This window comes from Pseudidiomarina terrestris (genome assembly GCF_030466405.1).
GTDB lineage: Bacteria > Pseudomonadota > Gammaproteobacteria > Enterobacterales > Alteromonadaceae > Pseudidiomarina > Pseudidiomarina terrestris.
Window position 1 is genome coordinate 227808 of record NZ_JAGGJF010000002.1, and the last position, 25135, is coordinate 252942.

The following is a 25135-nucleotide window of genomic DNA, read 5'->3' on the forward strand; positions in this document are numbered from 1 at the left end:
AACTTAAAGGTAGCGCAGCTACAACGAGGAGTCGAATAATGAAATTATTGATCACCGGAGGAACAGGTTTGATTGGCTCTGAGCTAATCAGACGATTGCGCGATAAGTACGAGATCACCATTTTAAGTCGCGAACCTAAACAGGCCATGGAGCGGTTTGGCGAAGGCGTGCAGGCTTATGATGGACTTGCTGAGATCAATCAGTTGGGCGACTTTCACGGAATCATTAATTTGCAGGGCGAGGGGATTGCCGATAAACGCTGGACCGCGAAGCAGAAAGAACGCCTGCAGGACAGCCGCTGGGATGTTACCGATGAGCTACGAAAACGTATTCAGGCCTGTGACAATCCACCGAAAGTCATGATTAGTGGTTCTGCCATTGGCTATTACGGTGCCCAGGGTGACAAAATCATGACGGAAGATAAAAGCGTTAATCTGCCGGATGATTTTGCTCACAAACTCTGTGCGAAGTGGGAAGACTTGGCGCTTGCCGCACAATCAGAGCAAACCCGCGTTTGCGTGATCCGCACCGGGGTGGTGCTGGCCTCTGATGACAGTGCCCTGCAGAAGATGTTACCGCCTTATTTACTTGGCCTCGGCGGGCCACTTGGCGACGGCAAACAGTATTTTTCCTGGATTCATCTGCACGATATCGCGCGGGCGATTATATTTCTGCTCGAAAACGACGATTGCCAGGGCGTTTACAACGCCACAGCACCACAACCTTTACCGCAGGCCGAGTTCAGCGAGACTATTGCGAAAGTCTTACGCAAGTCCCACTTCATGCGGGTCCCGGCCTGGGTGTTAAAGTTGCTCTTAGGCGAGATGTCGCAGATGCTGCTCACCGGCCAGCGGGTAATGCCGGCACGGTTGCAGAAAGCGGGCTTTGAATTTAAGTTTGGTTCTGCTGAAGAAGCGCTGCGCGATTGCCTGTTGCCTTCTTCATCGTCTTCACAAAACTCGTAAGCTCGTCGCTGAGACGTTGCCGATCGTCATGGTGGTTCGCAATGATGTTGACCACCGCTGAGCCGCTAATCGCACCGGCTGCACCAGCAGCTAATGCGGCCTCGACGTGCTCCGGTCGAGCGATACCAAAGCCCAGTAGCGGGGGCGCACTCTGGGCGTCTTTCAGGGATTGAATGACGGCGGTTGCAGGCTTTTGCATCGTGCTCTCAGTGCCGGTCACGCCAGCGCGACTCAACAGGTACACGTAGCCCTCGCTGCGCGCGGCAATGCTCTGTAGACGTTCGCTGGTGGCATCAGGCGGAGCGATAAAGATGGGTGCAATACCATGCGCTTTTGCCGCTTCAATAAAGGGTGTGCTTTCACGCTCCGGCACATCAGCAATCAACACTGAATCGACCCCCGCATCAGCGCAGCGCTGATAGAATTTATCTAAGCCGGCACTGGCAACAAGGTTGGCGTACACCAACAGACCCATAGGTATTTCAGGGTGGCGCTCACGCACTTTGCTGAGGATCGCAAAGCAGTCAGTGATTCTGGTGCCCGCCTGCAAAGCACGAATGGCCGCTTTTTGAATCGTCGGACCGTCGGCGACGGGATCAGAGAAGGGAAAACCAAGTTCCAGTGCGTCCGCGCCACCCGCGATTAAAGCGTCGATAACCTCAAGGCATTGTTCAGGATTGGGATCGCCCAGCGTTACGAAGGGCACAAAGGCGCCTTCATCGGCGGCGTCAAGTCGTTCAAACATGGCTTGATAGCGGCTCATTTGGCGTCCTCCTGTTGTTGAAAAATACGACGCACATGGTCGATATCTTTATCGCCCCGGCCGGATAAATTGATCAACAAAATTTCAGGAGCATCGGCTTGTGCCGCACGCTTCAGGGCGTAGGCCAGCGCATGGGCCGATTCCAGTGCCGGGATGATGCCTTCTTTCTCAGCAAGAATTTTGAATGCCTCCAGAGCTTCATCGTCGGTTACCGACTCGTAGCGAGCGCGACCGATACTCTGCAAATACGCGTGCTGCGGACCGACTCCAGGGTAATCAAGTCCTGCCGAAACTGAATAGCTTTCTTCAATCTGACCTTCGTCAGTTTGCATCAGAAACGACTTACAACCGTGCAAAATTCCCGGGTGGCCGGCGCTGAGCGTGGCGCCATGCTGGGTTGTGGTGAGACCTTTACCGGCGGGCTCGACCCCGACCAGTTCAACCCCTTCTTCGTCAATAAACTCTGCGAACATACCAATGGCATTTGAGCCGCCACCAACACAGGCGATGACCTCGTCAGGAAGACGCCCGGCGCGCTCCACGATCTGGGCTTTGGCTTCGGCACCGATCATGCGGTGGAACTCTCGTACAATGGTCGGGAACGGGTGCGGACCCGCTGCTGTGCCGAGTAAGTAATGGGTATCGTGATAACTCGCAGTCCAGTCGCGCAGGGCCTCGTTGACGGCATCTTTGAGTGTGCCGCTGCCGGTATCAACAGCCACCACTTTGGCTCCCATCAGCTCCATGCGAAACACATTCGGCTGTTGCCGTTCGACGTCTTTTTTGCCCATATAAATAATGCACTCAAGATCAAGCAGGGCACAGGCTAATGCCGTCGCTGTGCCATGTTGACCGGCGCCGGTTTCCGCAATAATACGGTGTTTACCCATACGCTTGGCAAGCAACGCCTGACCCAGCACCTGATTGGTTTTGTGGGCGCCGCCATGCAGCAGATCTTCCCGTTTCAGGTAAATTTTTGTGCCATTGGGACTGTCGACCGGCAAGTTACGGCATAAGGATAAGGGCGTCGGCCGGCCCAGATAGTTCTTGAGCAAATCTTTAAATTCTTTCTGAAACTCAGGGTCCTGCTGAGCATCGACAAAGGCCTGTTCAAGTTGGTCTAACGCGGGTAACAGAATTTCTGGCACAAACTGGCCACCAAATTCTCCAAAATACGCTGGGTAATTACTCATGATCTTGTTTCCCATACTGACGAATTTGTTGAAAGAGTTGCACAATCTTACCGGCGTCTTTAACACCTTTGGTGCGCTCTACAGCTGAATTAAAATCAAATCGTTGCAGCCCGGTCTGTTGGGCTTCACTTAGGTTGTGGCGGCCGAGGCCACCAGCAAGAATACAATGCTCGCGCTCTGCCGGAGTTAAGTCTTGCAGCAGTTCCCAGGCAAAGGTTTTGCCGCTGCCGCCCTGCAGATTGTCGAGTAGTATAGCGTCTGCGTCCGTTTGCGGCAGCAGCAGCGGTGCTTCAACGCGGTGTACTTGCCATACTTCTGTGCCGCTGGGCAGCGCCTGCTTGAGCTGGGCTATATAGTCTGCATCCTCATGACCGTGTAACTGCACTGCGGCCAGACTAAGTTCGCTGGCAATCTTAACTACCTCGGCCAGCGGATGATCGGCAAACACGCCAACCCAGCTTAGATCCGGCTCTGCTGTGACCAACTGCCGGGCTTGCGCCGCGGTCACAGCGCGGGGTGAATGTTGCACAAAAATCAAGCCGCCATAAGCTGCTCCTGCAGCGCGCACCACATGCGCATCGCTTACCTGATTCAGGCCACAGACTTTGTGTTTACCATAAATCAGTTCCCGGCAAGCTTGATCAATGTTGGCTTGCGCAGTGAGCGCGCTGCCCACCAGAAAGCCATCGACGAAAGGCGCAGTTTCGCGCACATGCTGATGTTCGCTGTAGCCGGACTCAGCAACCAGCAATACACCAGCAGGTGCCAGCTTACTAAGTTCCTGACTACGTTTAGGATCAATACTTAGATCGTGCAGGTTGCGGTTATTAATGCCGATGATGTTCGCGCCAAGGGCTTTGGCGCGTAACATCTCTTCTTCGGTACTGACTTCAGTGAGCACATCCAGATTGTAATCTGCCGCCAGCTGGGCCAGCTCCCGGTAGTCTTCATCGGAGAGAATAGACAGCATAAGCAGAATGGCGTCAGCACCAAAGTGACGGGCTAACAGGACCTGCAACGGATCAACAATGAAGTCTTTGCACAGAATAGGTAAGTCAACGGCGCTGCTGACCGCAGCTAAATAGGCAAAATCCCCCTGGAAGTAATCGGGCTCAGTGAGTACTGAAATCGCCGCCGCATAACGGCTGTAGGTTTGCGCAATGCGCACCGGATGAAAGTCATCACGGATCATGCCTTTGGACGGGGACGCTTTTTTGCACTCCAGAATAAAACTGCTGGCGGGTGTCGCCAGGGCTTTCGCCAGACTGCGTTGACTGAGCTTCAAGTCCTGCTTCAAGGCATCGACCGGATACTCGCGGGCAAGCTCCACCAGGCGCTGACGCCGGGTGTTGACGATGCTTTGTAAAATCGTATCAGCCACGATTAAACTCCTGTAACTGCTGCAAGTGTGTCATGGCCTGGCCACTGGCCAGATGTTCGAGTACCGCGCTGGTTGCCTGCTGCAGGTCATCATACTTGCCGGCGAGATAAAGTAAGCCGGCAGTGCTGATGGCGACCGCATTGGCGTGCGCATCGGGTGCCTTACCTTCAAGTATCCGTTGTAAGGCGACCGCATTGAAATCGGCGTCGCCGCCGCGTAAAGCGCTGACGGGGGATTGCTGAACACCAAAATCTTTGGGCTGCAATTCATAGTCGTGCAGTTCACCATCGCGCAATTCGACCACCTGGGTTGGACCATGTAAAGCAATTTCGTCCAGTCCTGAGCCGTGGACCACCATAGCGCGTTTACAACCCAGTAATTTTAGCGTTTCCGCCAGTGGGCGGCACCATGCTGGATCGTAAACTCCTAATTGTTGTACGTCAGGACGCGCAGGATTGACCAACGGACCTAACAAATTAAACAGCGTACGGGTTTTCAGAGTTTGCCGTACCGGCATGGCATAGCGAATGCCAGGGTGATAGTGAGGCGCAAACAGGAAGCAAAAATTAAATGCATCAAGCTGCTGTGCAGCAACTTCCGGGTCTTGGGTCACCGACAAACCGAGGCTTTCCAGCACATCAGCCGAGCCAGAGCGCGACGATACACTGCGATTACCGTGCTTCGCTACGGTCAGTCCCATACTTGCCGCAATCAACGCCGCAGTGGTCGAGATATTGATGGTATTACTGCCATCGCCACCGGTACCGCAACTGTCGACTACCAGCCGATCGGGCCGTTTGAAAGGCTTTGCAGCACGGCGCAATGCCAGAGCAGCACCCGCCATTTCTGCAGGTTCCTCGCCACGCATTTTCATACTAATAAGCAGGGCGGTGATCTGTATTTCGTTGAGTTCGCCCTTGACCAGGTGATCGAACAAGCGTTCGCTGGCGGCCATGGATAAACTGTTGCCGGATAGAAGTTGTTTGATAGCGTCCATTACTGCTGCTCCGTACGGAATAGGAATTCAATGGTCTGGGCCAGTAGTTGCGTACCGCGCCCCGTGAGAATTGATTCAGGATGAAACTGGAATCCAATCGCGCGATGCTGATTGAAATAGGCGGCCATAGGTATACGCTCGCGGTCGCTTTGATAATCTGCCAATACCTCGATGTCTGCGGGTAACTCATAACCCGCCAGGCTGTGGTAGCGAGCGACGGGTAACTGGCGCGGTAAGTCTGCAAAAACAGGGTGCTCAGCACAGCTGATGGCGCTGCTCTTGCCATGCACGGTTTCACCGCAGCGACGGACTTTGGCCCCGTTGGCTTCCAGCAGGGCCTGAAAGCCGAGGCAGATGCCGAGCATAGGGTAGCGGCCCTTGGCATAGTCAATCACCTGCATGAGGTTGCCCGCCCGCTGGGGATGGCCAGGTCCGGGCGAGAGGCATATCACCTGCGGGCCAGCGTAGTTCTCCAGTGTTTCTTTCAGAGTGCTTAAGGCAACGGTATTGCGGTACACCAGCAGCGGATAGCCAAGCTGGCGCAGCTCATCGACCAGGTTGTAACTAAAGGAGTCGATGTTATCGATTAAGATAATACGGGCCGGTGTCATGCTTGCTGCTCCTGGGTTGCGTAGGTGGCTTGTATTGCCCCGATAACGGCTTGCGCCTTGTCTTCTGTTTCGGCGACTTCTGCTGCAGCTGAAGAGTCAGCGACAACCCCAGCTCCGGCTTGCACAAAGGCCTGACCATCACGCACCAGCGCTGAGCGAATCACAATACAGGTGTCCATATCGCCGCGCCCGGACAGATAGCCTACGGCGCCACCGTAACTGCCACGCCGCTGCTGTTCGTACTGTCGGATCAGGCGCGCAGCAGAAACTTTTGGAGCGCCAACCAAGGTGCCCATATTCATGCAGGCCCGGTACGCATGCAGTGCGTCGAGATCGTCGGCCAGTTGGGCGACCACGCGGGACACTAAGTGCATCACGTGTGAATAGCGATCAACATGCAGTAAGTCTGCAACATAGCGGCTTCCGGGAACGGCGATACGCGCCAAATCGTTACGGGCAAGATCAACCAGCATCAGGTGCTCAGCAAGTTCCTTCTGGTCGCAGCGCAGCTCGAGTTCAAGCCGGCTGTCCAGATCTGGATTAATGCGACCGTCGGCATGTTTGCCGCGCGGGCGGGTACCAGCAATCGGATACAGCTCAACTTGATTGCTGGCGGCGGTATACTTCAGCGCTGATTCAGGCGAGGCACCGAACAACACAAATTCCTCGGTTTGTAAGTAAAACATATAAGGTGAGGGGTTGGCGGCTTTCAGTTGGGCGTACGCGGCCAGACTATCCGGGCACGCCAAAGCGAACTGGCGGGACGGCACCACCTGAAAGATATCGCCATCGGCAATATGTTCCTGCAGCTCATTGACCCAGGTAGCATAAACGTCACGACTAGGGGTAGCGACCACTTCCGGATGGACAGCTTGCTGCGGCGCTGGCGTCTCAGCAGCAGCTGCGGTTACCGGTAACTGGCAATGGGCGATGATCTCACCAAGTTGCTGGGCTAGGGTGCCATAGTAACTGGCAGAGTCAGGACCGCTTAGTAAGGTCGCCAGTAACTCAGTGGTTTGCTGCTGATGGTCAACCACCAACAGGCTTTCTGCAAGATAGAACTGGTAATCCGGGCAGATGTTATCGCCCTCGGGAACATCAGGAAGTTGCTCCATACTGGCGATGTAGTCGTAGCCAAACACGCCACCGATAAACACTGAGAAATCATGATCTGCACTTCCGGCCAGCGCGCGAAGCTGCTGTTGCACAATACGCAACGGCTGCTCAGTACTGCGATGCCGCAATCGCTGCGCTTCGTCTAGTTCACTCAGAGCGGTGCTGGCGGTCCGAAAGTCGCAGATCAGCTGGTCGCCATCGGCGTTGATTTCAGCAACGTCATCGAGTTTTTGTTGCAGGTAGGGTAGCAGTTGTGCGCCATTGGCTGTGAGCGCGCGAATGCTGACCTGACTACCGTAACAGGTGAACTGTAACGAGGCCTTAACCATAATCAAGCTTTTCAGATGCTTACGTGACTGAATCTCCGCAGAGTCAAGCAGCAGGGTATTGGGAACGTCACCGCACAAACGTTGGTACAGTCGTTGGGTGTCGCCTGTATAAGGCAACCGCATATGTAAGGAATGATAATAGCCGGGTTGTTCTTCAAATTGCACGTGCTTGCCCTTCATCAGTTATCGTTGTTGTTCGCGTTGATTTGCTACGATAGCGGGCATAAAAAAACCCGCTGAGTTCGCGGGTTTCCATCAAATTACGTGTAAAATACGCACAGATGCATCGCCCGCTATCTCGGGAAATGCCACCACCACTGTGCTGATTTTTGTACGTAATTTTTTATCATCACTAATCTCATTAAATATTTAAAACATCTCAAAAAGAGAAGTTGTATAAGTCGCAAGTGGTTAAATTAACCGATGCCGAATGACGCTGTCAACAGCTTTTTCCTGAGCTGTCGTTAACGTGTGCTGTGTTTCATGATGCGCGACTTCTGTCGCTGCCAGTCGCGTTCTTTGATCGTGTCGCGTTTGTCATGAGACTTCTTGCCTTTCGCCAGGTAAATTTCCAGCTTTACCAGGTGGCGTTTCCAATACATGGCTGTGGCAACGATCGAATACCCCTCACGTTCACTGGCGCCGATCAGCTTGTCTAATTCACGCTGTTTCAGTAACAGTTTGCGCGTGCGCTCAGCATCACACACCACGTGGGAGGATGCCGATAACATGGGCTGGATCTGGGCGCCAAGCAGGTAGGCTTCGCCGTCACGGATGATCACATAAGTATCAGCGATATTGACTTTACCGGCGCGGATGCTTTTCACCTCCCAGCCTTGCAAAGCGATACCTGCCTCGAACTTATCTTCGAGAAAATACTCATGTCGCGCTTTCTTGTTAAGCGCGATGGTTCCTGAATTGTTGTGTGCTTTTGTTTTACTCATGGCGGCTATTATACGCATCCGATTTAAAAAGAAAATTTGTTTATCTGGCAATCTTCAGAATGGGTGATTCAAGCGTCAAAGTGCGCTATCATGCCAGCATTTTTAACGGCCAAGGAACCCATTATGCCAAGCATTGAGCGAAGCGCGTTAGTACCGTATAGCGATGCGCAGATGTTTGCATTAGTGAACGATATCGAAAGTTACCCGGAGTTTGTGCCAGGCTGTCGCTCTGCGCAAGTCGTTGAGCAAGAGGGCACAAGCAAGGTTGCGCGTCTGGATATCAGCAAAGCTGGCGTCGGCAAATCATTTACCACCCGTAACCATCTGGAGCCGCCCGGACGGATTGGGATGGAACTGGTGGATGGCCCATTCCGCTATTTACGCGGTGGCTGGTATTTTGAGCCATTGAACGATCATGCCTGTAAAATTATTCTCAAGTTAGAGTTCGAATTTGCGAACCGCTTACTGGGCTTCGCCTTCGGTAACATTTTCAATGAATTGCAAAGTCGCATGGTCGATGCTTTTGTGAAGCGCGCAGAGCAAGTTTATGGAAGCGAGTAGATGACCTTAGAGCATATTCAAATTGAGGTTGCCTACGCGACGCCAGAACGGCAACAAATTATTCCTATTCGGGTCACTAAAGGTACGACCGTGGCGGAGTGCATTGAGCAGTCCAAGATTACCCGCTACTTCCCTGAAATTGATCTTGAGCAGCAGAAAGTAGGTATCTGGAGTAAAGCAGTAAAACTTGATCAGCAACCGCGTGACGGTGATCGGATCGAGATTTACCGGCCACTTATTGCCGATCCTAAAGCGATTCGGCGTCAACGCGCTGAGCGCGCCAAAGATGACGGTCGCGCAGACAAGGTCACGGGAGGTCGGCGGCGTGAGCAAAGCAGTTAAGCTCTATATTATTCGCCATGGCGAAGCACTGCTCGCACAAGCGTTGCAGGGGGACGCCATTCGTCCTTTGAGCGCATACGGAGAGCAGGAAGTTGTCATCAGTGGGCGTTGGTTAGCGCAGTATCTGGCGGAGCAGGGCGCGGACGCCCTCGACTGGCTGATCGTCAGTCCCTATATACGCGCCCGGCAGACGGCTTCGATCCTACAGCGGCATATCCCTGCGCATAGTGAGCAAGTGAACGACGCGATTACTCCCGATGGCCAGGCGCAGCAAGTCTGTGACTGGCTCTTTGCCGAACTGCAGCATCGGGGATCCAAAATTAAGCATGTCGCAATCGTGTCGCATATGCCGTTTGTCAGCTATTTAGTTGCGGAGCTGGATAAAACCATGGAACCTATTTTATTTCCGACGGCCGGTGTCGCTGAATTTGTTCTGGAACCTGACCAGTGGCGCGGCAAATTTATCCGGATGGCAGTGGCTGAGCCCGATTAATCGTGGAGTTTGATGTGGAATCCCCCTTACAAGAACCTTTGCAAGAGCTAAGCACCGTAGAAGACTACTGGCGCTGGGGCGTCAGCTCGCTCCAGCAAGCCGAAGTGTTTTTCGGTCATGGCACCGATAACGCGACCAGTGAAACCTTGGTTCTGCTTGCCCATGTGTTGCATCTGGATCTTACTCAGGTCAACGAGTTTCGCGGCGCGAAAATGACCTCGGGCGAGCAAAAGCAATTTGTTGATTTGCTGCAACAGCGTATTAAAGAGCGCAAGCCTGCCGCTTATTTAACCGGTGAAGCCTGGTTTGCGGGTCTGCCGTTTAAAGTCGACGAGCGGGTACTGGTGCCACGCTCACCCATCGCTGAACTTATTGAGCAAGAGTTTCAGCCATGGCTAACCGAAGCGCCGCAGCATATTCTTGATTTGTGTACCGGCAGCGGCTGTATCGCCATTGCCTGTGCTTATGCATTTCCGGAAGCTGAAGTGGATGCGCTCGATATTTCTACCGATGCGCTGGCCGTTGCCGAAGAAAATATTGCCTTTCATCAGCTTGAGCATCGCGTCTTTCCGATGCAATCGGATCTGTATGGTGCAGTGAAAGGACAGCGCTACGATTTAATTGTGACGAATCCGCCTTATGTCGATGCCGAAGACATGGCTGACCTGCCGGCGGAGTTTCACCATGAACCTGAATTGGGTCTGGCAGCAGGCGACGATGGTCTTGATTTGGTGCGCACTATTCTGCGCGAAGCGCCGGACCATTTAACCGAGCAGGGCATTCTTATCTGTGAAGTGGGGAATTCCATGGTGCACCTGGCCGAGCTCTATCCGGACGTGCCCTTTACCTGGCTTTCTTTCGAACGTGGCGGTGATGGGGTATTCTTACTGACACGACATGAACTGCTTGAACACCAAAGCAAATTTTAGGAACCACTATGCCGGGCAATAGTTTTGGAGAGCTCTTTCGGGTGACCACTTTTGGCGAAAGCCATGGTCCTGCTATTGGTGCCATTGTCGATGGCTGCCCGGCAGGGTTAGAGCTGAGTGAAGCGGATTTACAGCATGAGCTTGATCGCCGTAAACCGGGCCAGAATCGTTATACCACAGCGCGGCGCGAAGCTGACGAGGTGAAGATCCTGTCGGGGGTGTTTGAAGGTGTCACCACCGGCACGCCCATAGGTTTACTGATTGAAAATACTGATCAGCGCAGTAAAGACTATTCAGAAATTAAAGACCTGTTTCGCCCAGGGCATGCGGATTACACGTACCATCACAAGTACGGCGTGCGTGACTACCGCGGTGGCGGTCGTTCCTCAGCACGGGAAACCGCAATGCGGGTTGCCGCTGGAGCCATTGCCAAAAAACTTCTGGCCCAGCAGTTTGGCGTCGCCTTTAACGCTGGGGTGGTGCAAATAGGTCCTCATCAGACGGCACCGGATCAAGCTTCCTTTGACTGGCAACAGGTGCGGGAAAATCCGTTATTCTGCCCCGATGCTGGGATGGCTGAAAAAGCTGGCGAGTACCTGCGCGATCTGCTTAAGCAAGGTGACTCGGTGGGGGCGCGGGTACGTCTGGAAGTCACAGGGGTACCGGTAGGTCTTGGCGAGCCAGTTTTTGATCGTTTTGATGCTGATTTAGCCAAAGCGCTGATGAGCATCAACGCAGTGAAAGCAGTCAGCATTGGTGATGGCTTTGCTGTTGCCGCACAGTTAGGTAGCGAACATCGCGATGAAATCAGTGCCACTGATGGCTTCCTCAGTAATCATGCCGGTGGCGTGCTGGGGGGCATCAGTAGTGGTCAGACGGTGATTGCAGAAGTCGCCTTTAAACCGACCTCGAGCATTACCAAGCCCGGCCAGACCATTGATCGCTTCGGCCAGCAACAGACGGTCGTCACTCGCGGGCGGCATGACCCTTGTGTTGGTATTCGTGGTGTGCCCATTGTTGAAGCTATGGCCGCTTTGGTGATCGTCGATCACTGGCTAAGACAGCGCGGACAGAATCCAGATCCACAGAAATAACTCATGTCGCACGCGGATTATCAGACACTCATCAAACTATTTGACGACTGTTTTTATGCAGATTATCGGACGCGCCTGGTGGCCGGTGACGATGAACCTTTGTATCGCGCCGCTAGCACTCCCGACGCTGACCACGAGATTGTTTTCGCGCACGGCTTCTTCGCCTCGGCGCTGCATGAGATTGCCCACTGGTGTATTGCCGGTGCGGCGCGCCGCCAGCTTGAAGATTACGGTTACTGGTACGAGCCTGATGGCCGTGACGCCGCTCAACAAGCTCAGTTTGAGCAGGTCGAGCGTAAGCCTCAGGCGCTGGAATGGCTGTTCTCATTGTGCGCTGGCGTGCCTTTTCAGGTGAGTGTCGATAACTTAAACGGTGCAGCAGTGGATCGCCAGGCTTTCACCGCTGCTGTGCAGCAACAGCTGGTGACCTATCTGACTGACGGGCTGCCGCCTCGTGCAGAGCGTTTCGCCCGGGCGTTGGCCCAAACCTATCAACAACCCTGGCCAAGCGCCCGGCAGTTGCTCAACTATCAAGGTGTTGCATGAACAGGTTTCATATTGGCTTAGTCGTTAATCCATTGGCGGGTCTGGGTGGCAGCGTGGCCTTAAAGGGCAGTGACGGTGCTGATACCGCTGCATTAGCGCAGCAACTCGGTGCTGAAGCGAAAGCTCCGCAGCGGGCGGCACAGGCGCTTGAGCAGCTTCTGGACGTTGCCGCACAGATTAAGATTTCAACCGGGGCCGGCCTGTTAGGTGAACAGAGTTGCCAGCTTGCCGGACTGCAGTGCGAGGTTATTTATCAGGGCGCAGATCCCTCTACCGCGACGGATAGCAAGGAGCTGGCGCGACGGCTGATTGAGGACGCCAAAGTTGACCTGCTGGTGTTTGCCGGCGGTGACGGTACAGCCCGTGATATCCATGGGATATGTCCGGCAGAGCAGCCGGTGTTAGGCATTCCTGCCGGGGTTAAAATTCACTCGGGCGTTTATGCGGTGAGCCCACGTGCAGCTGGCAAAGTCATGGCGCAAATGGTCCGTGGTGAATTAACCACAGTGACTCACGCCGATGTCATGGATATTGATGAAACCGCATTTCGCCAGGGTACAGTGCGGGCGAAGCGTTTTGGCGAACTATTGGTGCCGGCCGAGCTGCGTTATGTGCAGGCGGTAAAAATGGGCGGCAGGGAAAGTGATGAACTGGTGCTTGCTGATATTGCCGCTGATTTCATTGAAAGTATGGAAGACGATGTGCTGTACATTATGGGCTCAGGCTCGACTGTAGCCGCCATCATGGAAGACTTGCAGTTGCCCAATACCTTGCTCGGCGTAGATGTCGTAAAAAATGGTGAGTTACTGGCGCAGGACGTCACGGCACGGCAATTGGAGCAATGGGTTATTACAGAGCAGCAACCGGCCGTTATCGTGGTCACCGTCATTGGCGGGCAAGGGCACTTGTTCGGACGTGGTAACCAGCAGTTAAGCGCTAAGTTACTAGCTCATTTGGGTAAAGAAGCGATTCGGGTCGTTGCCAGTAAGCGTAAACTGCAGCAATTGGACGGCAGACCCTTGTTGGTAGATACCGGCGATCATCAGGTTGATGATGCTTTAGCTGGCGTGATCCGTGTGACCACCGGTTATCATGATGAAGTCTTTATGCAAATTGCCGCGCCCTAAAATTGCGAGCGCGGTAAGTAAACGGTAATACCATCAAGCTCGTCAGTCATTTCAATCTGACAACTTAAGCGGCTGTTGTCCTGCGGCTCAATTGCCATATCGAGCATATCTTCTTCACGCTCGGAGGCCGGCGGAAGTTTATCTTCCCACTCTTTTGCTACATAACAGTGGCAGGTGGCACATGACATCACGCCACCACATTCACCAAGAATACCGTCAATCATATTATCGACAGCACCTTCCATAAGGCTTTGTCCTACGGGTATGTCGGCCTCATACTGACCACCATCTTTATCGATAAAAATCGCTTTCGGCATCCTTTAACTCCTTAATTACAGCTCGTGCAGAGCGGTCGAAATGAATCTCGTTTAATCAGATATTCTAGCATAGGTAGGTTAGGCAATTGCGCGCGAATTCAGGTAAAATGGTGCGATTTTTTAACTGCAACTTAGCAGCTATGAACCGGGAGTCGGAACGCGAATGCAGGCAGTGTTAGAAAAACTTTTTCAAATAAAAGCGCAGGGAAGTTCGGTAAAAGCTGAGGTGATCGGCGGTATCACCACTTTCCTGACCATGGCCTACATCATTTTCGTCAACCCATCGATTCTCAGTCAGGCGGGCATGGATTATGGCGCGGTTTTTGTCGCTACCTGTCTGGCAGCAGCAATGGGTTGTTTGATCATGGGGTTATGGGCGAACTACCCGGTTGCACTTGCGCCTGGAATGGGCTTGAATGCGTTTTTCACTTACAGTGTTGTGCTTGGCATGGGCTATGAGTGGCAGGCGGCATTAGGGGCCGTGTTCTTTTCAGGTATTCTGTTTTTCGTGTTGTCGGCACTAAAGATCCGCGCCTGGATCATCAATTCAATTCCGGTGACGCTGCGGCTTGCAATAGCCGCGGGCATTGGCGCCTTTCTGGCGCTCATCGGTCTGCAAAACGCCAATATCATTGTCGGGCATGATGCCACTCTGGTGACTTTAGGTGACCTACATCAAATTCCGGTGCTATTGGCTGGCCTAGGATTTTTCTTAATCATCGGCTTAGTTGCCCGCAAAGTTCAGGGCGCAGCACTGATCAGTATTTTGTTTATCACCCTGTTGGGTTGGCTGTTGGGCGATGTTACCTATCAGGGGATTGTCGCAATGCCGCCGAGTCTGGCGCCGACCTTTATGCAACTTGATATTGCCGGGGCCTTTGATGTAGCGATGCTAAGCGTTATTTTCGCGTTTTTATTCGTTGACTTGTTCGATACCTCGGGCACCCTGATGGCTGTCGCGCAGCGGGCGGGGATGACTGATGCGAAGGGAAATCTACCCCGCTTAGAGAAAGCGTTGATGGCGGATAGCACTGCCTCTGTTGCAGGTTCTATGCTGGGTACCTCAACGACTACGAGTTATATTGAGTCAGCATCAGGTGTCGCCTCCGGTGGTAAAACAGGACTGACCGCCGTTATTGTCGGCGTGTTGTTCATATTAGCTATCTTTTTTGCCCCGCTGGCGGGCATGGTGCCAGCCTACGCTACGGCTGGCGCAATTATTTATGTATCGGTGTTAATGTTATTTACGTTACGCTCGGTAGACTGGGACGATGTCACCGAGGCCGCACCTGTTGCGGTGGTATTGTTAATGACACCTTTGACGTATTCAATTGCTGACGGTATCGCGTTAGGCTTTATTAGTTATGTGGTGGTGAAAGCCCTGGGCGGGCGTTACCACGATCTTAACTGGAGCGTCGCTATACTGGCTGCTTTATTCATCGCAAAATTTATCTGGTTGGGGTAATTCATCATGGGATGGCATGAAAATCGCGAATTTTTCGTATCTTGGGAAGAACTGCATCGCGCGACTAAAGAGCTCGCGCGTCGACAATTGCCAGCCGAGCAATGGCAGGGTGTCATCGCAGTCAGTCGCGGTGGCTTGGTACCTGCGGCAATCGTCGCGCGGGAATTAAATCTGCGGGTGGTCGAAAGCGTTTGTGTGAGCTCGTACGATCATGACAGCCAGCGCGATAGCGTGACCCTGTTAAAAGACGTCAGTTGCACCGAAGACGGCGAAGGCTTCTTGGTCATCGATGACCTGGTCGATACCGGCAATACACTGAAATTTTTGCGTCAACGCTTACCCAAAGCCAAATTCATTACCGTCTATGCGAAGCCAGCTGGTATGGACTTAGTCGATGATTATGTCGCCGATCTCGAGCAGGAAACCTGGATTCACTTCCCGTGGGACATGCACCTTCACTACGTCGAGCCGCTGGCCGGGCAGGAAAGTTAATTAAATAGCCCATTGATTATCTGTCACTAATTAAGAGATTTAACGCCCGCTGTTGCGGGCTTTTTTGTATGACCTTTACGAATTTCAGCTTGACGGGATGACTACAACAAGAGTCGATCTCACCGGGTTTTGAATAACCTGCCACCCTTGCAGTTTGTGGCATCCATTGAAAATTGAACGCCTCAATTCATTCTGCGAGTGGTTCTAAAAATAGGGGCCTATCATAAAAAATGAAATCTCATTGAAAATGTGGTGTTATTTCAGGGGGAGACGTCAAGACATTACACTACCCCAAAAAAGAGAACCCGTGATGAACGCTGATGTCAACAGAGAAATAGAAGAAGAGCTAGTGTCAGTGCTGAATGGAAAGCTCGAGTCGCTCCGTATTTACTTAGACCCGGTTCAACAAATAGACAGCATAGTGTTCTCAATGTCATCAGGGGAAATGATAACGTTGGCTAACGATATGTTAGATTTGGATGATAGACGGGAGGAAGGACGTCTTGTGGTGTCGAAGGGTGCGGATGGAGTGGATAATGATGTGATTGAGATACCTGTGAAATCTCATTTAAATCCAAAACGCTTTGTGTTTCACATTCATCCAACTTTTGGTAACAAGGGTATCTGTGGCTTTACTTTCCAGCTCTTTGGGAAGAAACATAGTATCTTTGTAGGAGCTGCTCCTTATACCTTAGTTTTTTTATCTGATTTATTTAATGATACCAAGAAACCAGAATTCGCTTTGTCGGATTATCAGGAATTAGATTAATCTTCAGCAGACTAATTTTCAAGGTTTTGGTTGTTTTTCTGATATTGTTTCAGCCTTTGCTTTAAAAAGGAGTGATTACAACTCCACGTCACCGGTATTAATAAGAGTGTTCAATATTCTGTGTCAGCCAAGTTTTCGTAGGTCTATGCGATCATCCAGTCGATCTTCGAAATGGATGCTCAGTTGCCACAGTGTCAGTGGAACGACCTACGACGCTCACGGCCGCCGCGTGGCAAAGACCGTATCAGTCAGCACCACCTACAGCTATTACAGCCAGGAGGGCCAACTGCTTGGCACCTATGCCAATGGCGATTACACTGACTACTATTACTTAGGTCGTGAAATGGTGGCGCGCTACGGCGATAGCACGCAAAGCGATGCACCCGGCTACACCGGACACGTCGAAGACGACGACCTCGGCCTCGTGTATGTGCAGCAGCGCTACTACGCTGCCAACATTGGGCGGTTTTATTCGAATGACCCGGTTGGTTCAGTGGGGCATTTGAATCAAGGAAACATTCAAGGGTTCAATCGTTATGCCTACGCAAATAACAATCCATACAAGTATACAGATCCGAATGGCGAAAACCCTGTTTGCTTTACCCCTTGGACTGCCTTGGCATGTATTGGAGTGGCTGCGGCAGGTTATGGTGTATACAAATTTGGCGAAAAAACGGAAGATTTGAAAAATTCAAAGTTAAGAGAAATGGAAGCTGACAGACTCCGCCAAGAAGCATATATAAATTGTGTAAGGTCAGGAGGACGAGATTGCGGTGGAATTGCTTCTTCAGAGAGAGAGCTAGCAGAGCGCAGAAGAGATACATTGGAGGACGCTGCTGCAACTGCTGAAGCTGGTTGTATAGTCGGTACTACATGTGGAGGTAGTATACCGAGTAGCACTGAGGAAAATGCTGTAAATGGATTGGGAGCAATATGGAACTGGATTACGGGCGGTGATGAGCAGGAAGAACAGGAACCGCCAGAGCACCCAGAACAGGAAGAGGGCAGATAACAGCAATGAGTAAGAAAAAACTTGTTTTAATTAATTTTATTATCTGGCCTGTTGCCTTGGTACTCATATTTTTTAACAGCTATGCCGTACGCATTTACTACCAGTTAATAAATGGTGATGCGTTCTTGCTAAATAATATTGAATATACTGTCAGTAGTTCTGCATTCATTATCGGTCCAACAGATTCAGGAAACATTGGCTTGGGATATGTTCAAAACAATGAACTAGCTAGCTTGTATTTGCAAAGCGGTTCATTAGGCGAAATAGATGAGCTTGAAAATATATTTTCAAGTGATTTGAAGGCCATTAACAAAGATGGCTGTAAGTTCCTTCTGAACAATACTAATTCAAACCTCCCTTATCTTTCATGGGCAAAAGGTAACCTTAGTATTTATTTTACAATTACTGACAATCCTGAGTTTGATGTAGACCTTGGGAAGCTCTGTAATGTTGTAATTCAATAGTTTTAATCCAAAGGAGGGTGTTCAACATTCTGTGTCAGCTACGACGACATGGGCCGGGTGCTTGATTTCGACCACCAGGGATTCAACGACAGCAGTTACAGCTATAATCCGGCCAGTCAGTTGCAGAGCAAAACGGTCAGCAACGCGGATTATCAAATTCAGGTGCCGACGCTAAGCACTGAATTTTACAGCGTGAATAACCTCAACCAGTATACGCAAGTTACGGTCGATGGCCTGCCGGAATACGTGAACTACACCAGTGCGGGCAATCTTGCTGGCTTGGATGGGTGGAGCTATGTTTACGATGCCCATAATCGCCTGGTGGCAGCGAACGGCCCTGACGATACGGTAGCGCTTAGCTACGATGCCACAGGTCGCTTAACGCGCACAGTACACAATGGCGAAAGTGTAATCCCCCCGAAAAATCGGAGCAGTTATTCGTAGAATTAAACGAGGTAGCTGTTAAATTCGAGGTAAGTCTGATGGAAGTAATTAAACGAATACAATCGAATTCTGATAATCAACACATCGATATTGTCCAGCAAGGGAACTCTTTCTCCCTTGAGGTTTATGAGACAAAATATGATGAAGAAGAGGGGTGTGAATACACAGTCAGAGTTTTTCCAGACCCCTCAGGGCAATTTGAAACCGAAGATCTGGCGATTAAAGAAGCAGAATTTTTAATGTTTGGAAAAGTAGAATAATCATACTGGTGACCTCTCCCGCAAAAATAGAACCATGACATCGATGACATTTTCATAGATTTGACAGGCCCCAGTCGCTGGAATGTCCAACGCTGGGGCGCTTCAATTTTGCTCGGATGTTTTATGTTGATATGACAGCGATTAGTCGTGCAAAGCCTTTTGGAGGGTCTGCAAAGCTTCGGCAATAGCGACTTTCGTTTTCTCACCGCTACGGCGGTTTTTGTATTCGACAGCTTGTTCGTCAAGATTGCGCTCGCCAATCACGATTTGATGCGGTATTCCGATCAATTCCATGTCGGCAAACATGACGCCCGGACGCTCTTTGCGATCATCAAATAACACGTCGATTCCGGCGGTTTTCAGCTCAGCATAGAGTTGCTCTGCTGTCTCTTGTACGCGCACGGATTTGTGCATATTCATTGGCACGATAGCGACCTGGAAAGGCGCTAAGGCGTCAGGCCAGGTGATGCCAAATTTGTCGTGGTTCTGCTCGATAGCAGAGGCGACAATACGCGAAACGCCAATACCATAGCAGCCCATGGTTAACATCTCGTGTTTACCGGTGTCGGTCAGCACACCCACTTTCATCGCTTCTGAATACTTGGTGCCCAATTGGAAAATATGGCCGACTTCAATTCCCCGCTTAATTTGCAGGGTACCCTGACCACACGGGCTTGGATCGCCTTCTACCACGTTGCGTAAATCAGCGACTGCTGGCAATGCGACGTCACGCTCCCAGTTGATACCGAAGAAATGATAGCCATCTTCGTTGGCGCCTGCGGCAAAATCTGCCATGACGGCAACGCTGCGATCAATAACCAGCTCCAGTGGCAGATCCACAGGACCTAAAGTGCCTGGCCCTGCGCCTATTGCTGCGCGAATTTCTTCTTCGCTTGCGAAAACTAACGGACTTGCAACTTGTGGCAATTTCGCCGCTTTAATTTCGTTCAGATTGTGGTCACCGCGGATCATCAGAGCCACCAGCTGGCCTTCTTCAGCGCCATGCACAATCAGGGTTTTTACAGTTTGGGTAACCGGCAGTTTGAATTGCTCGGTTAAAGCATCGATGGTTTTAGCGTTAGGTGTGGCGATTTTTTCCATCTCAGCTTGTCCAGCAGGGCGTTCTTGCGCCGGTGCAACAGCTTCGGCTAACTCAACGTTTGCGGCGTAATCAGAGCTGTCAGAGAAAGCAATGTCATCTTCGCCAGACTCAGCCAGAACGTGGAATTCGTGGGAGGAGCTACCACCAATAGAGCCGGTATCGGCAATCACCGGACGGAAGTCTAATCCGAGGCGCTCAAAAATCCGACAGTAGGCTTTATGCATAGCGTCATAGGTTTCTTGCAAGCTGGCCTGATCCAGGTGGAAAGAGTAGGCATCTTTCATAATAAATTCGCGCGCACGCATCACGCCAAAACGCGGGCGGATCTCATCGCGGAACTTGGTCTGAATCTGGAACAAGTTCAGCGGCAACTGCTTGTAGCTGTTAATTTCTTTACGGACTAATTCTGAGATAACTTCTTCATGGGTCGGACCAAGCACGAAATCACGTTGGTTACGGTCATGCAAACGCAATAGCTCTGGACCATAGTCTTCCCAGCGGCCTGACTCTTCCCACAAATCTGCCGGCTGCACCATTGGCATCAGGACTTCTAAGGCACCCGCATTTTCCATTTCTTCCCGAACCACAGCTTCGACTTTGCGTAACACCCGCAAACCGGTTGGCGTCCAGGTATACAATCCCGCCGCAACTTTCCGGATCATACCCGCGCGCAGCATGAGTTGATGGCTGATGACTTCTGCATCAGCGGGCGTTTCTTTCAAAGTACCTAATAAATAGTGACTGGTACGCATGATTCCCGATAGTCCTTGTGCGAATGAATAGATAGAGTGAAATTCTATCAGCAGCAGCACCTAGTCAAAAGGCTTTACTGATGTTTATCACATGATTTTCGTTATTTTCGACCTGCCATTGCACATTGAGATCATACAAGCGGACACCGTAGACCTTATCCGTCACCTTTTGCTGGTGGTAAGCAGGTCGTGGATCTTGTTGCAGCACCTGGGTAATCAGCTGCTCTAGCTGCGGATAGCTGTCAGCAAGCTGTTCGATACTGCGCTTAGCAGCGCTGGAAAACCGCACATTCATCGCCGCAGCAGGTGCATGTTGCGCGAAGCCTGCTTGTGCTTCAGGCAGCGCATCGGCGTAGGGCACGTAAGGTTTGATGTCGATAACCGGTGTTCCCTGCACCCAATCACCGCCTTCAACATGCAAGAGTGTCTGCTGATGCTGTTGTTCAATGCCGAGCAGCTTGACCACCGACATGCCGATGCCATTGGGTCGGAAGGTCGAGCGCGTGGCAAACACGCCGACCTTCTGATTGCCACCAAGCCGCGGCGGGCGCACCAGCGGCTGCCAGCCCTGGGCGAGGTTCTGGTGGAACAGGAATAACACCCAGATATGACTAAAACCATCGAGCCCGCGGGTGGTTTCCGGCACTGCGTAGTCACCGTTAAGCACGATGGTCGCGGTGGCCGCAGTAACCAGGCCTGGCTGACGGGGCACCGCAAACTTTTCCGTGTAGGGCGAGCGAATCTCGCCGATGGGTTCGAGTGAGTAGGTCATGGCTCTGCTTGCTTGGTCTGATTGGCGAATTTCAACATAAAATTGCGGAATTGGCGAACTTAGAATTGCTTGCGGTGGCCGCTGTTGTTTGTAAGTTGCTAATAAATAACAAAAACCTAGTTTTGGCACGTTATCTGCATATACATCTTCATAGTTTCAATAGACGACTTGAACGACCGATTAATAATTAACTAAGAAATGTGGGAGATTTAACATGACACGTCAACAAACGGTTTGGTTTTCAGCTTTATTTTTAATTGCCTCAGTAACGGCATTAAGTTTACCACTGGCGAGTGTAGCGAATGCACATGAAAAGAAAATTGAAGCTTCTTACAGTGTTTCTGACGCGACGGAACTCAGTATTGAGTTCGGTGTGGGTACCGTAAAGTTTGAACGTAGTAGCGGTTCAGATTTAGAAGTGGAACTCACTATTGAAGAAACCGACGGTAAGTTTTTTGGTGAAGCGGATCTGGAGCGGGCGGAGTTGGTCGCCGAACAAAAAGGCACGAGGCTCGATTTACGGGTGCCTGAACAGGAAAATATCAAAATCGACTGGGTCATCCGCTTACCACAGATCGCCTCGGTCGAACTGGATCTTGGCGTCGGGGAAATAAGTGGCACACTCGATGCTGCAGATATGAACCTTGATTTGGGTGTGGGCGAAGTTGATCTGGTTTTGGTTGGCGCGATCGCGGATGTTAAAACAGACGTAGGTATCGGTGAAGTTAAGATCACCGGCGGCGACAGCACTTCGAACGAGCGCCACTTTATCAGCGCGTCAGGAAAAGCTCGCGGGCAAGGGGATGCCCGTGTGAATATTGATGTGGGTATCGGTGAAATACGGGTTGAAATTCAATAACGGCAGTACCGTACCCCGCTGCAATAAAAAAGGCGCCTGCAGGCGCCTTTTTGCTATTTATAGCAGTTACCAGAGAGCCACTATTAATTGTCAATTAACGTCGTTACGTAATCGGCTTCAAAGACTCTACCTTCAAAGAGATCAGTGTCGATGTGACCGGTGACGCTGACCACATCGTTCAGTCCGACCTGCTGATAACCTTCGTCATCAATAGGATTGTAGGCCATCTCGTCGACTTCTACGGTCACCATGCGCTGGCCAGTGTTGAGCTGGAATTCGCCGGCCATGGCATCAACCTCTGCGACTGTGCCGCGCAGCGTTGTTTCAGAAATAACTAATGGTACCGTGAAGGTATAGACTCGCTCTTCTTCATCGATGCTACTTGCATAAAAGTAAGTGCCGATGGATTCGACATAAACGCTACTTGCTTCGATGGTTGTGGTTTCGAAGAAGTCGTCATCAATGAGACCTGAGACAGTGACGTTATCATCGGGTAACAGTTTGTAGGCATCGGCATCGCGGTCACCATCATCCATTTCTACAGTGACAGTGCCATCACCATAATCGAGTACAAAGCTATCCGCTGAAACAGACTGCACGGTACCGCTAATTTGAATCCAGGTATCGTCAGGTTGCAGATAAGGGCTTTGGCTCAATGCAGGTGCTGTAAGTAATAAACTTGAGGCAATTGTTGCCCACTTAAAGGTATTCATAGATAGTCCTCCTTGTTATCCACGCAGAGTTAAATAAATATGAACCAGTTTGGAAAAGATAGAAAATATCAGGTTTTTTTTCAAATTTTGAAGTTTTCAGGTGGCGGGGATACAAGCGAACGCATAAGAAAAAAGCCCCAGCAAACGCAGAGGCTTTTTTAATACCAATATTGGCTATTGGGGTTATTTAATTAAGTACTTATCTAAATTATCACCTTGGGCTAAAGCATCTTTCAGCGCATTTGGCATACGGCCCTGGCCGGTCCAGGTGACCCGTTCGCCGTTGGCACCGATAATGGCATATTTCGGTGGCTTGGGCGCACGTTTTTGTTTTTTCTTTGCGCTTGGTAAAGGGCCATCAACCAGATCATTGAGACCTATACCAGCATCGTCCATGGCTTTGCGTAATTCTTGTATTTTACGTTGCTTTTCAGCTTCTTGTTGCTTAAGCTCCGCTTCCTCTTCACGGCGATCCTCGATGACTTTAGCTAATTTCTTTTCTACAGATTCTAATTCAGCGATAGATAATTCCTTTACAGCAGCTTTCAGACGACGTCCGTGTGTCAGAATATCTAAAAAGTCACTCATGATGTTTTCCAGTTATTTATTGAAGAAGGTTTATTAAATCGAAAATAATAGCAGACGGCAATCTTAATTTGCCGTCTGCAATAGCTTACATATTTGGGTAATTAGGACCTCCTGTCCCTTCTGGCGTTACCCAAGTTATATTTTGGCTCGGATCTTTAATATCGCAAGTTTTACAGTGAATACAGTTCTGAGCATTTATTTTAAATACGGCCTTACCTTCTTCCTCAACCACTTCATAAACGCCTGCCGGACAGTAGCGTTGAGCGGGTTCAGCGTATTCGGGAAGATTCACTTCAAGAGGAATATCAGCGTCTTTTAATTTTAAATGACAGGGCTGATCTTCGGCATGGTTGGTATTAGATAAATACACCGACGATAACCGGTCAAACGTTAATTTGTTATCAGGCTTGGGATAATCAATAGGCTCGTAACTGACAGCCTTTCCGGTGCATTTATAATCTGCGGTTTCGTCTTTGATGGTGAACGGTAATTTACCGCCGAACCAGTTCTGGTCAAGGGTGTTATAAGCGCCGCCCAACCAGGTCCCGAATTTATGTACCGCAGGGCCAAAGTTCCGCGACCGGTACAGTTCCTCATAGAGCCAGGATGCTTTGAAATGTTCGGTGAACTGCGTCAGTTCGGTCTGCGATTCCCCGGCAGACAGTGCTTCAAACAGGGACTCAGCGGCTAACATACCGGATTTCATTGCGGTGTGGTTGCCTTTGATTTTGGCAAAATTCAGCGTGCCGGCATTACAGCCGACTAAGACGCCGCCAGGCATGGTCATTTTCGGTAGTGAATAGAAGCCACCTTTGGTGATTGCCCGTGCCCCATAGGTCACGCGTTTACCTTTGCTAAGTACTTTGGCGATTTCCGGATGGGTTTTAAAGCGCTGGAACTCCTGAAACGGATTCAGGTAAGGGTTGGCGTAATTCAAGTCCACAATCAGCCCCACGTACACCTGGCCGTCTTCGGCGTGATACAGGTAGCCACCGCCGGTGGCATCTTTGCTGAGCGGCCAGCCAGTACTGTGTACCACCATGCCTTCATCGTGCTGCTCTGCAGGAACATCCCAGATCTCTTTGAAACCGATCGCGTAATGCTGCGGCGAGGCGTCTTCGGCAAGGTTAAACTCGGCTTGTAAGCGTTTGCCCAAATGCCCGCGACAGCCTTCGGCAAAGACGGTGTACTTAGCGCGCAGCTCCATACCTGGCTCATAGCCATCTTTTTTCTCACCTTGCGCGTCGATGCCCATGTCCCCGGTGATAACACCGGCCACTTTACCATCTTCAATGATGACATCGGCCGCCGGGAAGCCAGGGAAAATCTCAACACCCATGCCCTCGGCCTGCTCGGCCAGCCAACGGCTTAAGTTACCGATACTGGTAATATAGTTGCCTTTATTGTGAAAGGTTTTGGGAACCATGAAGTTGGGCAGGCGGGTCGCCGACTCAGCATTCTTAAAGTAAAAGATCTGATCGTCTTTTACGGTTGTGTTTAGTGGCGCGCCGAGGGTTTTCCAGTCAGGGAATAATTCATCCAGAGCGCGAGTCTCGAACACGGCACCGGAAAGGATATGGGCACCGACCTCTGAACCTTTCTCAACGACACAGATCATAAGTTCCTGGTCTTGTTCCTGGGCCAACTGTGCCAGTCGGCATGCGGTGGCCAGGCCTGCTGGACCCGCGCCGACAATCACGACATCAAATTCCATACTTTCGCGTTGCATAATGGA

At 51.1% G+C, this 25135-nt stretch carries 29 protein-coding genes and 1 other annotated feature; of the genes, 16 read left to right on the top strand and 13 right to left on the bottom strand.

The window, feature by feature from the left end; genetic code table 11:
* Positions 1-38 precede the first annotated feature (38 nt).
* Positions 39-965, top strand: a complete 927-nt coding sequence (locus J6J34_RS05370; protein ID WP_301720084.1) for a TIGR01777 family oxidoreductase — start codon at positions 39-41, stop codon at positions 963-965.
* Here the strand turns inward: J6J34_RS05370 and trpA are convergent.
* The 7 genes from trpA to smpB all read right to left on the bottom strand — a co-directional run bounded on the left by trpA (position 892) and on the right by smpB (position 8299).
* Positions 892-1728: a tryptophan synthase subunit alpha gene (gene trpA / locus J6J34_RS05375; RefSeq protein WP_301773828.1), complete on the bottom strand. Its 837-nt coding sequence runs from the start codon at positions 1726-1728 to the stop codon at positions 892-894. The genes J6J34_RS05370 and trpA overlap by 74 nt on opposite strands.
* Positions 1725-2921, bottom strand: a complete 1197-nt coding sequence (gene trpB, locus J6J34_RS05380; RefSeq protein ID WP_301773829.1) for a tryptophan synthase subunit beta — start codon at positions 2919-2921, stop codon at positions 1725-1727. The genes trpA and trpB overlap by 4 nt, the downstream gene beginning before the upstream one ends.
* The gene (gene trpCF / locus J6J34_RS05385; RefSeq protein WP_301720087.1) at positions 2914-4302 is read right to left on the bottom strand and encodes a bifunctional indole-3-glycerol-phosphate synthase TrpC/phosphoribosylanthranilate isomerase TrpF; all 1389 of its coding nucleotides are present in this window, start codon (positions 4300-4302) and stop codon (positions 2914-2916) included. The genes trpB and trpCF overlap by 8 nt, the downstream gene beginning before the upstream one ends.
* On the bottom strand, positions 4295-5299 hold the full coding sequence (gene trpD / locus J6J34_RS05390) for an anthranilate phosphoribosyltransferase (RefSeq protein ID WP_301773832.1): 1005 nt from the start codon (positions 5297-5299) through the stop codon (positions 4295-4297). Before trpD ends, trpCF begins: the two co-directional genes overlap by 8 nt.
* Positions 5299-5910, bottom strand: a complete 612-nt coding sequence (locus tag J6J34_RS05395) for an aminodeoxychorismate/anthranilate synthase component II (RefSeq protein ID WP_301720090.1) — start codon at positions 5908-5910, stop codon at positions 5299-5301. The genes trpD and J6J34_RS05395 overlap by 1 nt, the downstream gene beginning before the upstream one ends.
* A complete protein-coding gene (locus J6J34_RS05400) occupies positions 5907-7535 on the bottom strand; it encodes an anthranilate synthase component 1 (RefSeq protein WP_301773833.1) in 1629 nt (542 codons plus the stop codon). Before J6J34_RS05400 ends, J6J34_RS05395 begins: the two co-directional genes overlap by 4 nt.
* A 43-nt stretch (positions 7536-7578) precedes the next feature.
* Positions 7579-7675, bottom strand: a sequence feature (Trp leader region).
* Between the two features lie 144 nt (positions 7676-7819).
* Positions 7820-8299 carry an SsrA-binding protein SmpB gene (smpB, locus tag J6J34_RS05405; RefSeq protein WP_301720092.1) on the bottom strand — a complete coding sequence of 160 codons (480 nt, stop codon included), beginning with the start codon at positions 8297-8299 and terminating at the stop codon, positions 7820-7822.
* A 123-nt stretch (positions 8300-8422) separates the two neighbouring features.
* Here smpB and J6J34_RS05410 point away from each other — a divergent pair, with 123 nt between their 5' ends.
* The 7 genes from J6J34_RS05410 to J6J34_RS05440 are packed head-to-tail and all read left to right on the top strand — an operon-like array spanning position 8423 to position 13391.
* Positions 8423-8860 carry a type II toxin-antitoxin system RatA family toxin gene (locus J6J34_RS05410; RefSeq protein ID WP_301720795.1) on the top strand — a complete coding sequence of 146 codons (438 nt, stop codon included), beginning with the start codon at positions 8423-8425 and terminating at the stop codon, positions 8858-8860.
* Positions 8861-9202 carry an RnfH family protein gene (locus J6J34_RS05415; RefSeq protein ID WP_301720093.1) on the top strand — a complete coding sequence of 114 codons (342 nt, stop codon included), beginning with the start codon at positions 8861-8863 and terminating at the stop codon, positions 9200-9202.
* The gene (gene sixA / locus J6J34_RS05420) at positions 9186-9695 is read left to right on the top strand and encodes a phosphohistidine phosphatase SixA (protein ID WP_301898615.1); all 510 of its coding nucleotides are present in this window, start codon (positions 9186-9188) and stop codon (positions 9693-9695) included. The genes J6J34_RS05415 and sixA overlap by 17 nt, the downstream gene beginning before the upstream one ends.
* 14 nt (positions 9696-9709) lie before the next feature.
* A complete protein-coding gene (prmB, locus tag J6J34_RS05425; protein ID WP_301898616.1) occupies positions 9710-10624 on the top strand; it encodes a 50S ribosomal protein L3 N(5)-glutamine methyltransferase in 915 nt (304 codons plus the stop codon).
* An 8-nt stretch (positions 10625-10632) separates the two neighbouring features.
* Positions 10633-11718: a chorismate synthase gene (aroC, locus tag J6J34_RS05430; RefSeq protein WP_301773836.1), complete on the top strand. Its 1086-nt coding sequence runs from the start codon at positions 10633-10635 to the stop codon at positions 11716-11718.
* A gap of 3 nt (positions 11719-11721) precedes the next feature.
* Complete coding sequence (locus J6J34_RS05435; protein ID WP_301720097.1) at positions 11722-12264, top strand: elongation factor P hydroxylase; 543 nt, start codon at positions 11722-11724, stop codon at positions 12262-12264.
* Complete coding sequence (locus tag J6J34_RS05440; protein WP_301898617.1) at positions 12261-13391, top strand: ATP-NAD kinase family protein; 1131 nt, start codon at positions 12261-12263, stop codon at positions 13389-13391. The genes J6J34_RS05435 and J6J34_RS05440 overlap by 4 nt, the downstream gene beginning before the upstream one ends.
* On the opposite strand, the gene J6J34_RS05445 is transcribed toward J6J34_RS05440, so the two are convergent.
* Complete coding sequence (locus J6J34_RS05445) at positions 13388-13708, bottom strand: 2Fe-2S iron-sulfur cluster-binding protein (RefSeq protein WP_301773838.1); 321 nt, start codon at positions 13706-13708, stop codon at positions 13388-13390. The two genes, J6J34_RS05440 and J6J34_RS05445, sit on opposite strands and share 4 nt — an antisense overlap.
* A 172-nt stretch (positions 13709-13880) precedes the next feature.
* On the opposite strand from J6J34_RS05445, the gene J6J34_RS05450 reads away from it, so the two are divergent.
* The 7 genes from J6J34_RS05450 to J6J34_RS05480 all read left to right on the top strand — a co-directional run bounded on the left by J6J34_RS05450 (position 13881) and on the right by J6J34_RS05480 (position 18614).
* Complete coding sequence (locus J6J34_RS05450) at positions 13881-15173, top strand: NCS2 family permease (RefSeq protein WP_301720796.1); 1293 nt, start codon at positions 13881-13883, stop codon at positions 15171-15173.
* 6 nt (positions 15174-15179) lie between these two features.
* Complete coding sequence (gene gpt / locus J6J34_RS05455) at positions 15180-15665, top strand: xanthine phosphoribosyltransferase (protein WP_301720101.1); 486 nt, start codon at positions 15180-15182, stop codon at positions 15663-15665.
* 310 nt (positions 15666-15975) lie between these two features.
* Positions 15976-16434, top strand: a complete 459-nt coding sequence (locus J6J34_RS05460) for a hypothetical protein (protein ID WP_301835782.1) — start codon at positions 15976-15978, stop codon at positions 16432-16434.
* A 229-nt stretch (positions 16435-16663) separates the two neighbouring features.
* Positions 16664-17446, top strand: a complete 783-nt coding sequence (locus tag J6J34_RS05465; protein WP_301773842.1) for an RHS repeat-associated core domain-containing protein — start codon at positions 16664-16666, stop codon at positions 17444-17446.
* Between the two features lie 5 nt (positions 17447-17451).
* Complete coding sequence (locus J6J34_RS05470; protein WP_301773843.1) at positions 17452-17910, top strand: hypothetical protein; 459 nt, start codon at positions 17452-17454, stop codon at positions 17908-17910.
* Positions 17911-17958: 48 nt separating this feature from the next.
* A complete protein-coding gene (locus J6J34_RS05475) occupies positions 17959-18354 on the top strand; it encodes a hypothetical protein (protein WP_301898618.1) in 396 nt (131 codons plus the stop codon).
* 38 nt (positions 18355-18392) lie between these two features.
* Positions 18393-18614: a hypothetical protein gene (locus tag J6J34_RS05480; protein WP_126762975.1), complete on the top strand. Its 222-nt coding sequence runs from the start codon at positions 18393-18395 to the stop codon at positions 18612-18614.
* A 141-nt stretch (positions 18615-18755) separates the two neighbouring features.
* Here J6J34_RS05480 and J6J34_RS05485 read toward each other — a convergent pair whose 3' ends face one another.
* Both J6J34_RS05485 and tsaA read right to left on the bottom strand, forming a co-directional pair.
* Entirely contained in the window at positions 18756-20468 is a 1713-nt protein-coding gene (locus tag J6J34_RS05485) for a proline--tRNA ligase (RefSeq protein WP_301898619.1), read from the bottom strand.
* Positions 20469-20532: 64 nt separating this feature from the next.
* Positions 20533-21240: a tRNA (N6-threonylcarbamoyladenosine(37)-N6)-methyltransferase TrmO gene (gene tsaA, locus J6J34_RS05490; protein ID WP_301898620.1), complete on the bottom strand. Its 708-nt coding sequence runs from the start codon at positions 21238-21240 to the stop codon at positions 20533-20535.
* 214 nt (positions 21241-21454) lie between these two features.
* On the opposite strand from tsaA, the gene J6J34_RS05495 reads away from it, so the two are divergent.
* Complete coding sequence (locus J6J34_RS05495) at positions 21455-22099, top strand: hypothetical protein (RefSeq protein ID WP_301773850.1); 645 nt, start codon at positions 21455-21457, stop codon at positions 22097-22099.
* A gap of 83 nt (positions 22100-22182) precedes the next feature.
* Here J6J34_RS05495 and J6J34_RS05500 read toward each other — a convergent pair whose 3' ends face one another.
* The 3 genes from J6J34_RS05500 to J6J34_RS05510 all read right to left on the bottom strand — a co-directional run bounded on the left by J6J34_RS05500 (position 22183) and on the right by J6J34_RS05510 (position 25129).
* A complete protein-coding gene (locus J6J34_RS05500) occupies positions 22183-22812 on the bottom strand; it encodes a hypothetical protein (protein ID WP_301720117.1) in 630 nt (209 codons plus the stop codon).
* A 183-nt stretch (positions 22813-22995) separates the two neighbouring features.
* Positions 22996-23400 carry an H-NS family histone-like protein gene (locus J6J34_RS05505; RefSeq protein WP_301720118.1) on the bottom strand — a complete coding sequence of 135 codons (405 nt, stop codon included), beginning with the start codon at positions 23398-23400 and terminating at the stop codon, positions 22996-22998.
* An 85-nt stretch (positions 23401-23485) separates the two neighbouring features.
* Positions 23486-25129 carry an electron transfer flavoprotein-ubiquinone oxidoreductase gene (locus J6J34_RS05510; protein WP_301898621.1) on the bottom strand — a complete coding sequence of 548 codons (1644 nt, stop codon included), beginning with the start codon at positions 25127-25129 and terminating at the stop codon, positions 23486-23488.
* Positions 25130-25135 lie beyond the last annotated feature (6 nt).